The sequence below is a fragment of the Sporosarcina obsidiansis genome (assembly GCF_009651005.1).
Taxonomy (GTDB): domain Bacteria; phylum Bacillota; class Bacilli; order Bacillales_A; family Planococcaceae; genus Sporosarcina; species Sporosarcina obsidiansis.
The window spans coordinates 68,899-82,942 of sequence record NZ_WHVW01000011.1 but is presented as its reverse complement, the minus strand read 5'-3'; the positions used below and the strand labels follow the sequence as shown (position 1 = coordinate 82,942).

The following is a 14,044-nucleotide window of genomic DNA, read 5'->3' as shown; positions in this document are numbered from 1 at the left end:
TTTGTTTTTATACGTTGTGGGGGGATGGAAGGTTTCAAAACAGTTTGATTGGAGTAAAGATTCCTCGCTTTATTAAAGTTCGATAGTGCACCAGGTCTGTTTAGTAACCAAAATTACTTAATACTTCTATGAAAGATTTTCTGCTGCCATTCTAGTAGCTCTTTGATTCTGAGACGCCATTCGATTGGGAGGTCTAATTTTTGTGAAAACAAAAGGAAAAGAGTCGACTTGCACTGGATCAAAGTGTAAAGGTGAACTTTATTAGTTGATTTCCTCTACGTTCATTTCATTTGGTTACAAACATACTTCTGCCCTAACTATCAGCAGACGAATACAAATTTTGCGAAGTCCTTGTCATAAGAACGTATTTCCCGGGGAATATTGTCGAGTATAATAGTTTTAATATACACACATTATTATTATTGTTCAAAGAGTCTTGTTGATAAGGTAAAATAGGACTGTTGGTTAGAAAAAGGAGGGAGATTGTATGACGGAACAAACGTATCAGCTCATCTCGATTATTTTGTATATGGCAGCTATGTTATTTATCGGTTGGTACGCGTTCAAACGGACATCCAATCTGACGGATTATATGCTAGGCGGACGTTCACTAGGTCCCGCAGTCACAGCGTTAAGTGCTGGAGCTTCCGATATGTCGGGGTGGCTATTGATGGGTCTTCCAGGTGCAATTTATTTAAATGGTCTCGTTGAAGCATGGGTTGCCATTGGATTGACAATAGGGGCCTATTTAAATTGGCTGTTGGTCGCACCGCGTTTACGCATGTACACGCAAGTATCGAATAACTCGATCACCATTCCAAGTTTCTTGGAGAATAGATTGAAAGATACATCGCGGTTGCTACGAGTTGCTTCGGGCATCATTATATTAGTGTTTTTCACCTTCTATGTTTCTTCGGGGATGGTAGCAGGAGGAAAATTCTTTCAAAGTTCATTCGGTTTGGAATATCATACAGGGCTATTGATCGTATCAGCAGTTGTTATTGCCTATACGTTATTCGGTGGGTTTTTGGCAGTGAGCTACACGGACTTCGTGCAAGGACTGATTATGTTTTTGGCACTTATTCTCGTGCCTTCAGTCGGTATTTTTATTACAGGTGGCTTTGCGGAAACGGCAGATAGTATACGTGAGGCAGATCCTACGCTATTTAATTTCGCATCTGGTGTCGGGTTATTAGGAATTATTTCCTCGCTTGCATGGGGGCTTGGTTATTTTGGTCAGCCACATATTATTGTGCGTTTCATGGCAATTAAATCGGTAAAAGAGACGAAAAGTGCCAGACGTATCGGTATTGGTTGGATGCTGTTGAGTTTGGTCGGTGCCATTGCAACGGCTTTAGTAGGCGTTGCATATTTTCAGCAAAACGATGCTGTGCTGGCGGATCGGGAAACGGTATTCATTGTCCTGGGTCAAATCATTTTCCATCCACTGATTGCGGGAATCATGCTGGCAGCAGTATTAGCGGCGATTATGAGTACGATTTCTTCTCAATTAATCGTGACGTCCTCCGCATTAATTGAGGACTTATATAAAGCAGTCTTCAAGTCGAATGGATCAGATCGCCAATATGTCTTTTTAGGACGTGCAGCAGTTTTGATCGTTTCCATCGTTGCTGTAGTTCTCGCATGGCCGAATAAAGAGTCTGTTTTAAAACTGGTCTCGTTTGCTTGGGCCGGTTTCGGCGGAGCATTTGGACCGGTGATTCTTCTATCTCTTTATTGGAGAAAGATCACTGCTCAAGGTGCGTTATGTGGGATGGTAGCCGGAGCAATTACAGTCGGTATTTGGGGCAGTTTTAAAATACTTTCGGACACGCTCTATGAGATTGTGCCCGGGTTTCTCGTTTGTTTATTCGTGACGTATATTATTAGTAGGGCAACGTATAGACGAAATGCAGAGATTGAACATGAGTATGATGAAACGTTAGAATTGCTCAATAAAGAGCGATGAACGAACAGGGCCATCCAGCACATACCGTGCAAGGATGGCTCTTTTTGAAGTGAGTTATTGCGCTAGTTTCACAATTGTTCTGCCGCGTGCTTGGCCTTCCAATAAAACTGGAAGTGCGTCAGGCAACTCTTCCAATGAAATTTCCTGTTGTACAAGCTGCTCCAAATCGGGATGTTTCAAGTCAGTAGCTAAACGATTCCACACTTTTTGACGTGTATCCATTGGACAGTAGACGGAATCAATGCCGAGTAAATTGACTGCACGCAAAATAAATGGGAATACAGCAGTTGGTAATTTGGTGCCTGCTGTTAACCCGCTCACTGCCACCGATCCACCGTATTGAATTTGGCTAAGTATAGATGCCAGTGGTTCACCGCCAACTGGATCTACAGCTGCTGCCCATTTCTGTTTGCCGAGCGCCCGAATTTTTCCATCATATACTTCTTCACGTGAAACGATGGAGGTCGCACCAATCGATTTCAAGTATGCATGCTCTTCTTCTTTTCCAGTACTTGCTTCCACGTCGTAGCCTAGCTTAGATAAGATCGAAACGGCGAAACTACCGACCCCGCCTGTTGCGCCAGTAACTAATACTTTTCCTTTATCGGGCGTAACGTTATTTTCTTCTAAACGCTGGACAGATAATGCAGCCGTGAACCCCGCTGTGCCGATAATCATCGCTTCTTTCAATGAAAGTCCTGCTGGAAGAGGTACCACCCAATCCGCTTGAACTCTCGCATATTCGCTATATCCTCCGAAATGCGACACGCCGATTTCATAACTCGTCGCAATGACTTCATCGCCTTCTTTGAATCTCTCATCAGTTGAAGATACGACTACTCCTGCCAAGTCGATGCCGGGAACGAACGGATAGTCTTTCACGATGTTTCCATCAGGAATCGATGCCAAACTATCTTTATAATTGATGCTGGAATAATGAACGCGAATGAAAACATCTCCTTCAGGTAGATCGTTCATTGAAAGCTGTTTGACCTGTACAGAAAAGTTTTCCTCTTGCTTGTCTACTACCAATGCATTAAACGTTTGTGACATGTAAAATCTCCTTCCGCAATTGATTTTCATCTTTCTAGCATTATACTAACTTACTTGTCTGAAAGCTTCAAAGTTGAAGCCTCATTCAGCGGACAGTAAATCGAGCTGTAAAAGTTGTAGCGAATTCAATTACTTGAAATTCTTTTCGAACTTTAGATTGACTCTTACGTTACGTCAGGATTTATAGTGGTAATAGAAAGGGGGCGACATAGATGAAAGTGGGAGAAGTAGCAGATCTGACAGGAGTCAGTATTCGTACACTGCATCATTACGACGACATTGGATTACTCATACCTGATCAAGTAACAGAATCAGGTTATCGTTTATATTCCAATGAAAACCTTGCCGACTTGCAGCAAATCTTATTCTTTCGAGAACTTGGCTTTTCATTGAAGCGTATTAAGGAATTGCTCGACAGTCCGACGTTTGAGCGCTTGGAGGCACTGGAGCTACAGCGCGGTATGCTTCTGCACAAGAAATCGCAGTTAGAGACTATGCTAGTTACGATTGACCAGACGATACAATCAGAGAAAGGGGAATGCATGATGACGAATAAAGAGATGTTTAAAGGATTTGATTTTCGTACAAACCCATATGAAGAGGAAGCGAAAGCACGATGGGGGGAGAAGACAGTGGAACAGACGAACCGCAAATTTGGGGAAGGGATGCAGGAAGAAATGAATCGGATTTATTTCAAGTTGGCAGAAATCCGACATATGGCACCTTCTTCTGTGGAAGTGCAATTGGCTATTGAGGAATGGTTTGTATTATTGAATCGAATGGGGAGCTATTCATTGGAAGCTTTTAAAGGGCTAGGAGAGATGTATGTGGCGGATGAACGATTCATGAAGAATATCGATCGGTTTGGCGAGGGGCTAGCTGTTTTCATGCGGGATGGGATGAGTGTGTATGCGGATAAGAATAAATAAAAAAGTAGAGAGGGAATCTTGATCCCTTCTCTACTTTTTGATGTGTGTTCAGTTTGGCTGGTGATATGTTTTGCATCGGTCCCCAGCGGTCCGGCCCAAACAATCTCCTCTATAAAGCATCTGTTAATTCTTTCCCTTTCGGCAAGTACTCCATCAAACCGATCTGCTTTAAGCCATTTTTAATCTTGGTCGTGTAGCCCAAGTTTTCATTTGAAAGGAATGAAGATTTGGTGGCAATCATTTCTCTCAGAACTGGCAAGTAGGTCGGATCAACTTGTTGCCAGAGTTGATAGGAGTCGATCAAGTCCTCAAGCGTTAGATGTTTATAATCCTCACCTTTGTACGTTAGATCCGGTGCGATGCGATACCAAATATCACCATTGTCGCGAATCCATTCATCTTTTTGAAGAGCGATGGCTTTCTGAATAGCGCGAGCGGTCTCCAAATACTTTGGATCATGGAACTCTTGATACGCCATCAGCAAAATGTTCATTCCACCTAGTGCATGGTTCATGGAAGTATGTGTCTTTACTTTCTGATTGATCGGGAAGTAGTCCGCGATGTAATAGGCATCTTCAGCTATCTGTGTGACATTACCTTTTTCTTTTTGCGAAGCGAGCAAGTCTGCATAATTCCGCAATGGTTCATTTGATTCGGAAATGCCGAACTCACTGCCACTGTTGTAATAAAACAAGGCAATTTGTTCATTGAAACGAGTATCAATAAACGGTGCATGGATATCATACAAATCTTTTAGATACGTACTAGTGACTTCTGTTTCCCAGTAAGTTTTATCTTCTTTATAGTTCTTTAAGTTTACAAACGCGTTGTAGACTAGGTTTTTAAAGTAACGATCTTTTTGCTGATGATAAAGTGTCAGAGCGCGGTCTTCTTTTAACATCAGCAGTGTACGTCCATAACCTTGACCGGTTTCAGGCATCGGTTCTGTAGACGTCACCATCTTATTGTAAGGTCCTCCAGCGGTATACCAACTATTGCGCTTCTTATAGTACTGGCTCGTTTCTTTCATCCAACTAACCATATGTTCATTCGAAGCAAACAGTGGGTGATCCGCATCGAGGTACCAGTGATCGACGATATCATTCGCTTGGGAATGCAAGGTATGAACAGATAGGAGTGTCTGACCGACTTGAACATAGGACAAGGCTTCCTTTTCTGCGAGAAGCTCGCGCATGTAGCTTTTACCGCCATTGTCATACGTTAAGGAAAGCTGCTTGGATATATACGATTGACCCACCATACGTTCTTCTACAGATCCGTCAGTTTTCATGAAACGTAAGACGCCAGTAGGGTAAGAAGTCATATCTGTATTAAATAAATCAGTGCTAGTTCGTTTGATTGGATAACGATCGAAACGATACAAATCAATTGTCGCTACGTCGTTTTCTTTTTGTAAAACGTCAACAGTAACTGGAGCAGCAGATGGATTGGTCAGTTTCGAAAATAAAAATTCGTCTCCATTATCAAAGGAACGAACCGTTAATTCGACTATTGCACCATCTTCTCCAACTGAATATTCATAGATATTATCTTTTGAGAAATCATTGTCTATCCATTCATGGCCCTGAAATTTGAAGCTTTTTGCAGAACGTAAATAGATCGGATGTTCATCGAATGAAACTTTTTCCAAGTGAACAGGTGTCTTGATCGGTAGGTAGTTCTTCGATTCTTTCACATCAGATAGTTGGTAGGATTTCGTCTCTTCAATGAGTCCGCTATTCAACAATAAGCGATGAAGCAGCTTGGCAAACGAAGCTCTAGTAACCGTGGCTGTTTCATTGTTCAGGAAATCCTCCGCATTTACAATCTTTATTGAAGGAACGCTAGAAATAGACGACTCATCGGAAGAGGAAGGCCAAATTTCCGGCAGCACATCTCGCCCATTATGTTTCAGTTTAAAAGCGGCAACAAGTGCATCCCAAAGCTCTTCGCGTTTCATTGGTTCGTCTGTTCCGAAAATACCGGGTTTGCTAGGTTCCAGCCAGCCATTTTCTACTGCAATCAAAGCGGCACGTTCTTGTTCTGAATTCCATTCCACATCTGAAAATAAGTGGTGTTTAGAAGAAGGTTCAGCAGAAAACGCATGAGATAACGATAATGCAGCTTGGCCTTTTGTCAGAGGGGCTTCCGGGCGGAACTGCATATCTCGGTCGCCTTCCAGTACTGTCATTTCGTCGAGTTGCATTATTTCATCTTTTGCCCAGTGTTGATTGGACACATCCGAATATTTTGCATCGATCGTCTGTGCGCTTGCCGAATGAATGAAACAGATAAAAAACAAAGCTGTCATCGCTATTCGGGTAGTCCATTTCCTCAATTGTATTACCTCCAACTACATACCAGGTTTCTATCAGTATACAACAAAAGAAAATCTAAGAGGCAACAGAGGTAGTAGACCGGTTCATATGGTACAATCTGAGTAGACTGATAGGTATGAAAATTGAAATGATTGGACGTGTTATATATGAAAAAAGAAGAGTTTTTAGAGCGATATGCCATTGAACGAAGAGGCACGAACTCATTGAAGTGGGACATGCTAAAGGAGCGCTTTGGTGATGCTGATTTATTAGCTGCTTGGGTGGCGGACATGGAATTCAAGGTACCAGATCAAGTGGTGGAGGCGCTCAAGGAAAAAGTAGAGCACGGGGTGTTTGGCTATACATATGTGCCGGAATCTTATTATGAAGCGTTCATCAATTGGGAGCGCGAGCGTCATGGCTATGAAGTGAAGAAAGAATGGATGCGATTTTCGACAGGTGTCGTCACAGCTTTGTATTGGTTTGTGAATGCCTTTACGAAACCAGAAGATGCAGTTATTATTTTGTCACCTGTCTATTATCCGTTCAGTAATGCGGTGAAGGATACGGGACGCAAACTTGTGAATAGCGAACTCGTCAATACGGATGGCAAGTATACGATTGATTTTGAGGATTTTGAAAAGCAAATCGTGGACAATGAAGTGAAATTGTTCATTCATTGTACGCCGCATAATCCGGTGGGACGTGTGTGGACGGCGGAGGAAGCCGAGAAGCTGTTGTCCATTTGTGACAAGCATGAAGTGACTATCGTATCGGACGAAATCCATCACGATATGACATTTGACGAACATGTCCACATCCCATCCGCTATTGTAGCCAATGGAAAATTTTCAGAGCGTGTTGTCACGGTGACAGCGGCTTCGAAAACGTTTAATTTGGCAGGGTTATTGACATCACAAATCATCATTGAGAACGAAACATTGCGTGATCAGTTCGATCGCTTTGTGAAATCAGTCAATCAAACGGAAGTGAATCTCCTTGGCATGACGGCTTCTGAAGCGGCATTCCGACATGGCGCGGATTGGCTAGATGGCCTGCGTGCTGTGGTGAAATCGAATGAACGTTATGCGGTGGAACAATTTGCGGAGCATGCACCGAAGCTAGTCGTCAGCCCACTTGAAGGTACCTATTTACTATGGATTGATTTACGTGCTTACATCAAGCCAGAAGAGGTGAAAGCATTTGTACAAGATACATGTAAATTGGCAATCGACTATGGCGAATGGTTTGGTGAAAAGTCCAAAGGTTTCATCCGCTTGAATTTAGGGACAGAGCCTCGACATATTAAGCAAGCTGTAGATAGTATTATTGAGCACTTACCACAATAAAATAAAACGCAGGGGATAGATTGATTTTTCAATTCTATTCTCTGCTTTTTTATTGGAAACAAATCATTTCATTATATGGTCATCTGCCGACTAAACTCGTTTTCAAAGACTCATTGAGTAAGGGAATAGGGAATTAACACAACCTTTACACATCATCCACACTAGCTTTACATTTGCCTAGTATAGTCGTACTTGTAGAAACGATTATCAATAGAAGGGGCGAACAGTATGCAAAAGAAAAAAGCACTTTGGTGGGTAGGCCTTTTATTCGCAGCAGTTTTCATGGCAGCGTGCAACAACGCAGACGCAACTGAATCAAAAAAAGACGGAGAACAGTCTGCGGACAAACCTGAAAAAATGGAAGGTAGCGTGGTCGTTGATGGATCGGGAACGGTCTATCCATTGATGGCGAAACTCGCTGAAGAATATATGATTAATGAACAAGAGGACGTTTCAGTAGAAGTCAGCCGTGCAGGAACAGGTGCAGGCTTTAAGAAATTTCTAGTTGAAAATGGAACGGATTTTAATGATGCATCTCGTCCCATAAAAGAGGAAGAAGCTGCAGAAGCTGAGAAACTTGGAATGGAAGTAAAGGAATTAAAAGTTGCTTTAGATGGATTAACGTTTGTCATTAACAAAGAAAACGATTGGGCTAGTGAAATGACACCAGAACAATTGATCAGTATTTTCGTAGCGGATAGCGGTGTAACGAAGTGGTCGGACATCAATCCCGAATGGCCAGCAGAAGAAATCAAACCAATGGGTCCGAATGAAAATCATGGAACATACGAATTCTTCTATGAAAAAGTGTTGGAAGAACAAGATATGAGCGATCACGTCAACTTACAACAAGAATACTCCACGTTAGTCAATCTAGTGTCTGAAGATAAAAACGGTATTGCATTCTTCGGATTTGGCTACTATGTAAACAATGAAGATCAACTACAAGCAGTCAACGTGGATTTTGGCAATGGAGCAGTGGAGCCTGCTATGAATACGATTGCCGAGGAAGGGGCATACGCACAATTCACTCGTCCTGTGTTCACGTATTTGAATGTAGACCATGCGAAAGAAAAACCTCAAGTGCTGGACTATGCGCTATATGTAATGGAAAATGCCAATAAAATTTCAGGGGAAACAGGATTTGCTCCGATCCCTGAAAATGAAGCAATCGAGAACTTAGAATACTTACGTAACTTACAAGAGTCTAAATAAGATGGATTTACGCGGGAGGGAAACCGATTCTTCCCTCCCGTGTTACATATAGGGAGTGAAGAAATGCTTACTAGGCAAGAAAATTCCAAAGAAATTCATTTCCGTCAAATTGCAGAGCGTCATCAACGTCGGAGAGCACGTGAACGATTGATTCCGATCGGACTGTTTTTGCTGACCTTTTTATCGATCGTTACCACAATTGGTATTGTCATCGTCTTATTATCTGAAACGATCAGTTTTTTTCAAAGAGTTTCTATAATCGAATTTTTCACAGGTACTATTCTAAAACCGTTAAGTCAAACACCGCAATTTGGAGTGCTACCACTGCTTGCGGGAACGATTCTGTCTACATTGATTGCGATGACAGTCGCGATCCCATTTGGCTTAATGACTGCAATCTATTTGAGTGAATACGCTTCTGCCAGGTGGAGAAAGTTTTTGAAGCCTGCGCTCGAGCTATTGGCAGGGATTCCAACAATCGTCTATGGCTTTTTTGCCTTCACTTTTGTGACTCCGATCTTACGTGAGTGGATACCGAGTCTTCAAGCAACCAACTTACTAAGTCCTGGAATAGTCATGGGTATCATGATCATTCCAATGATTGCTTCTTTATCGGAAGATGCTATGCGCTCTGTACCAAACTCTTTACGTGATGGTGCATTTGGGTTAGGGGCGACCAAACTTGAAGTTACCCGTAAGGTAGTCATTCCAGCAGCGCTGTCAGGAATTATCGCGTCTATAGTATTGGGAATATCCCGAGCAATCGGAGAAACGATGATTGTCACCATCGCTAGCGGCAGCTCGAAAAACTTTTCACTAGATGTTACGGAATCCATGCAAACAATGACCGCCTATATCGTAGAGGTGACAGGTGGCGATGCTTCTGCAGGAACGACCATCTATTATAGTCTATACGCTGTAGCTATGACGTTATTTGTTTTCACACTTGCCATGAATATGCTGGCGCGCTACATTTCTAAGAGATTTAAGGAGGAGTACTAAGTGGTGAGTATGAGAGGTTTCCGATTTCGGATGATTAGCAACCAACTTGCGAGAGTTGTATTTCTTTCGGCTTCTTTATTCGGCCTGTTGGTGCTCGGTGTGCTGTTATATCGTGTAATTGAGCAAGGGATGGGCTGGTTAAGCGCAGACTTTCTAACTGGACGTCTTTCCACCCAACCTGAAAAAGCAGGGATCAAAGGCGCTATATTAGGAACATTGTGGTTGATGGCAGTTGTCATTCCACTCACTACTATGGTAGGGGTAGGAACAGCGATCTATCTGGAGATGTACGCGAAAAAAGGAAAACTACGCGGATTAATCCAAACAAATATTTCAAACCTAGCAGGAGTTCCTTCTATTGTATACGGAATTTTAGGTATGACGGTCTTTGTACGTGCCCTCGATTTTGGCAATATTGTACTGGCAGGCGGATTGACGATGTCGCTACTCGTGCTTCCGATTGTTATCGTGTCTAGTCAGGAAGCATTGCGTGCAATACCTGGCTACCTGGGAGAAGCTTCTTATGGATTAGGCGCTACGAAATGGCAAACGATTCGATCTGTCTTGTTACCGGTCGCGTTGCCAAGCATCCTAACAGGTTCTATACTGGCATTGTCACGTGCAATTGGTGAGACAGCGCCGCTAGTTGTCATCGGGATTCCAGCCTTATTATTGCCGATCCCGATGAGCATTTTTGACAAGTTCACGGTATTGCCTATGCAAATTTATTATTGGACAATTGACTCTTCGTTGCTTGCAGAATATGCCAACTTGGCAGCTGCCACTATCATCGTTCTATTGACGATTTTATTTCTATTAAATGCGTCTGCTATCGTCATTCGGAATAAATTTGAGCAACGATTTTAATTCATTTTCTAAAAATGGTTTGGCATGCAACAGGTTTCGAAATGCAACATAGCGATCGATTTGCGTTTGATCTGGCTGCTGACCATTGCGGTAGGCCCGAATCAGAATGTTTTTCGGAGTATGTTCCATATCAATAAATTCAACAAGCTGAGCCTCGTAGCCAACTAATGAAAGCAATTCTGCGCGGATCGAATCTGTGGCTAACGCTGCGAACCGTTCCTTGATCAAGCCATGTTGCAGCATGACATCCAGTGCAGGAGCTTGTAATTGGGAGAACAATTCGTGCTGGCAACAAGGGACTGATAATATGACGGAAGCTCCCCATGTGACGGCTTTCGCTAGTGCCATATCTGTCGCCACATCACATGCGTGTAAGGTCACGACCATATCTACAGCAGTGTCTCCCTCATATTCATTAATGTCGCCCACCAAAAATTCCAGATGATTGTACTGCAAATCGCGGGCAATCAGCTGGCACTCCTCAATCACTTCTTTTTTTAAGTCCAATCCTGTAACCCGAATGTCCAAGCCTTTCTCTATCCGCAAATAGTGATATAACGCAAACGTCAAATACGATTTACCAGAGCCGAAATCCAAAATGCGGATGGGTCGATCCTTTGGTAAATGGGAAAGTGTGTCATCAATTAGTTCTACAAAGCGGTTAATCTGTCGAAACTTGTCATGCTTCTGATTTTTGACTTTTCCTTCCGCAGTTTGCACGCCTAATCGGACGAGAAATGGGTAAGGGGTTCCTTCGGTCAATGCATAATTTTTCTTTCGATTATGGGCATAATCCACAGTTTTCTCAGTGTCAAGAAATATTCGTTTAATGGATACTTTCATTTTCTTTGAGAGCTGAATCTGTATCGTTTCATCTGTTAATTCAAGATGGAATTGTCTATAATTCTCTAATGCATTTTGCAATGGATCCTCGATCTGTTCGATGGCGATGTTCTCATGTTTGAGAATGCGTTCAGATTGATATTCAAATTGGATATATAATGCACCCTTTAATTCGAGCGGTTTGAGCTTGATCCGCTTGACTTCATTCGATTTCAGGCGTGGCTGGCTAACCGTTGCTCGAATAAACGTTCCATCCGTCATCCGCCTCTGGAATAATTCTAGTACTTCATCTACTGACATGCTTCGACACTCCCGTCTGTCTTCGTTCCATTTATCATAACAATAATTGGGGAAGTTGATAAGGGAAAGGGGTGTATCGCGAAAGCAATTCATTTCATCAAATAAAAAACTCACCAGAAAAGGTGAGTTTCAGCTTGTAGACAATCACTAAAATGATCAGGTTAAATTAGCGTTAGAGAGAAAAAGGACAAGTTTTTTGGCTTGCGGTCCAGGGATTTGCGCTCCAGACGGGACGCTTTCCGTGGGGCGTGCGGTGAGCCGCTTCCCTCGCTAAGTGCGTGTGCTCCTAACGCTTCGCTTTTACTCGCAAAAGCCGTACTTCACAACGGCTTTCGCTCAGTCCAGGGTCTCACCTGTCACGCTAAACCCCACAGGAGTCGCCCGTCTTCCGCTCCAATCCCTATACAGTGAGCTAAGAAAAAATTCCTTATTGTAGTCATAATTTCCTGTGTGTGGAAAGTAATTCACTTAAGCCTGCAAATACACTAGTTGATCGTAGTGGAAGGCAACCTAATTTCGCCGCGTCCTGCGGCAACGGTTGCATGACTCACTTCGTGTGAGCCCGCGGCAAAACCGACTCCTTGGAAACCAACGTGCGTTTTGAGACCCCGCAGGTAGCGAAAGCGTAGCGTTAGGAGCACCGCTGTATAATTTCTGCAAAAAGCCGCAGAAATTATACCAATCGAACCCTTCGCTGTTCGATTGGCTCAAGCCACGCCCCCAGGAAAGCGTTCGCCTGTAACGCAGATCAACGGTAGCAGGATCACTTTCTATATCTTTTGTATACAATCTGAAACTCGCCAGAACGGTGAGTTTTCGTATTACTTAAAAAGGAACCCTTGTTTCTCCAAGAATGCTTTAATATGCGGACGTTGTGGTTTTTCTAGGAAGTCCGCCATTTGTTCGGACCAAGTAGCATCCTTTTGATTAGAATCTCGACTTGCGTAATATTCTTTAATGATTTCATCGTATGCGGGTAGAAGGTCACTGTATTTCTCTTCATCATAGCTGTTTTCGTGTAGAACTGCCTCTACTGGAAGTCGTGGTTTTACGCCATTTGCTTCATTGGGAACCCCAATGGACATACCGAATAAAGGAACGACGCCTTTCGGTAATTCCAATACATCAGAAATCTCTTCAATAGCACTCCGGACGCCTCCGATATAGCAAATACCATAGCCCTTTGATTCAGCTGCGATCGCTACGTTTTGTGCGAATAACCCAACGTCAATTGCCCCAACCAACACATTTTCTGCTACTGAATAATCAATTTCTCTGCCGTGCAAGCGAGCGGCATGTGACAATCGATTGTAATCCATGCAAAAGACGAGCACTGCACCGGCTGTATAAAACTGACGGCGATTTTTAGATAACTCTGCTAGTTGTCCACGTTTCTCTGTATCTGTAACGTAGATGACAGAGCAAGCCTGCACGAAATGTGAACTGGCTGCATGTTGACCCGCACGCACTAGTTCCATCACGGTCTCTCTCGTGATCGTTTCATCTTTGTATCGACGAACTGATGAATGAGACGTTAATAAATCGATAACCATACAATCCCTCCGCATTCATTTTTTGTGCAGGAATGAATGTTCACTCCTGCATCACTTCCTTTATCCTACACTATTCAGAGCTTTCAGGAAACACCTGAAATCACTTGGATTGGCGCTTTTTCCACTCTATAAAAGGTTTTGTCGAATGGAGTGTTTTTTGTTGAATAAACGGAATGGAACGCTTTTCAGGCGAAAGTTGCTGGTCTGAGTAGAACGCATGCACAGGATTCGTGAACCCTACTTCTTTAAAAGCATCTTGTTTACTACAGGAATAAAGAATTTTCCCAACAGCAGACCAGTACGCGGCGCCGAGACACATTGGACAAGGTTCTCCGCTTGCATATAAGACGCAATCAGAAAGATCGAGGGTTTGCAATTTTGCGCACGCTTCTTTAATTGCCAATAATTCTGCATGGGCGGATGGATCACAGGTAGACTCTACGAGATTGGTGCCAGAACCAATGATTTCTCCGTTTCTTACTACAATAGCTGCAAATGGACCACCGCCATTCGCTACATTCTCCACGGCCATTTCTACTGTTTGTTCTAACCACTTTTCATCATTCAAATGTATTTCCTCCTGTCGAATATTCAAATTTCCCGGGAAATATTGTCGGGTATTCTAGAAATCCTATCTCCATCATAC

11 protein-coding genes are annotated in these 14,044 nt (G+C 42.9%); 6 read left to right on the top strand and 5 right to left on the bottom strand.

The window, feature by feature from the left end; all coding sequences use genetic code 11:
- The first annotated feature begins 487 nt into the window (after positions 1-487).
- Positions 488-1,969: a sodium/proline symporter PutP gene (gene putP / locus GD002_RS10595; protein ID WP_153732333.1), complete on the top strand. Its 1,482-nt coding sequence runs from the start codon at positions 488-490 to the stop codon at positions 1,967-1,969.
- Positions 1,970-2,023: 54 nt separating this feature from the next.
- On the opposite strand, the gene GD002_RS10590 is transcribed toward putP, so the two are convergent.
- Positions 2,024-3,022: an NADPH:quinone oxidoreductase family protein gene (locus tag GD002_RS10590; protein ID WP_153732332.1), complete on the bottom strand. Its 999-nt coding sequence runs from the start codon at positions 3,020-3,022 to the stop codon at positions 2,024-2,026.
- Positions 3,023-3,234: 212 nt separating this feature from the next.
- Between GD002_RS10590 and GD002_RS10585 the strand changes: the two genes are divergently transcribed.
- Entirely contained in the window at positions 3,235-3,951 is a 717-nt protein-coding gene (locus GD002_RS10585; RefSeq protein ID WP_153732331.1) for a MerR family transcriptional regulator, read from the top strand.
- A 109-nt stretch (positions 3,952-4,060) separates the two neighbouring features.
- On the opposite strand, the gene GD002_RS10580 is transcribed toward GD002_RS10585, so the two are convergent.
- Positions 4,061-6,289, bottom strand: a complete 2,229-nt coding sequence (locus GD002_RS10580) for an S-layer homology domain-containing protein (RefSeq protein ID WP_153732330.1) — start codon at positions 6,287-6,289, stop codon at positions 4,061-4,063.
- A 147-nt stretch (positions 6,290-6,436) separates the two neighbouring features.
- Between GD002_RS10580 and GD002_RS10575 the strand changes: the two genes are divergently transcribed.
- From GD002_RS10575 to pstA, 4 genes are all read left to right on the top strand, one after another.
- A complete protein-coding gene (locus tag GD002_RS10575; RefSeq protein WP_153732329.1) occupies positions 6,437-7,618 on the top strand; it encodes a MalY/PatB family protein in 1,182 nt (393 codons plus the stop codon).
- 228 nt (positions 7,619-7,846) lie between these two features.
- Entirely contained in the window at positions 7,847-8,833 is a 987-nt protein-coding gene (locus GD002_RS10570) for a PstS family phosphate ABC transporter substrate-binding protein (RefSeq protein WP_153732328.1), read from the top strand.
- 63 nt (positions 8,834-8,896) lie between these two features.
- On the top strand, positions 8,897-9,835 hold the full coding sequence (gene pstC, locus GD002_RS10565; protein WP_153732327.1) for a phosphate ABC transporter permease subunit PstC: 939 nt from the start codon (positions 8,897-8,899) through the stop codon (positions 9,833-9,835).
- A 9-nt stretch (positions 9,836-9,844) separates the two neighbouring features.
- A complete protein-coding gene (gene pstA / locus GD002_RS10560) occupies positions 9,845-10,702 on the top strand; it encodes a phosphate ABC transporter permease PstA (protein WP_153732357.1) in 858 nt (285 codons plus the stop codon).
- Here pstA and GD002_RS10555 read toward each other — a convergent pair.
- The 3 genes from GD002_RS10555 to GD002_RS10545 form a co-directional block, all read right to left on the bottom strand.
- The gene (locus tag GD002_RS10555; RefSeq protein ID WP_153732326.1) at positions 10,652-11,845 is read right to left on the bottom strand and encodes a class I SAM-dependent methyltransferase; all 1,194 of its coding nucleotides are present in this window, start codon (positions 11,843-11,845) and stop codon (positions 10,652-10,654) included. The genes pstA and GD002_RS10555 overlap by 51 nt on opposite strands.
- Positions 11,846-12,666: 821 nt before the next feature.
- Positions 12,667-13,398: an oxygen-insensitive NADPH nitroreductase gene (gene nfsA, locus GD002_RS10550; RefSeq protein ID WP_153732325.1), complete on the bottom strand. Its 732-nt coding sequence runs from the start codon at positions 13,396-13,398 to the stop codon at positions 12,667-12,669.
- 100 nt (positions 13,399-13,498) lie between these two features.
- Positions 13,499-13,966 carry a nucleoside deaminase gene (locus GD002_RS10545; RefSeq protein ID WP_153732324.1) on the bottom strand — a complete coding sequence of 156 codons (468 nt, stop codon included), beginning with the start codon at positions 13,964-13,966 and terminating at the stop codon, positions 13,499-13,501.
- Between the last annotated feature and the right edge of the window lie 78 nt (positions 13,967-14,044).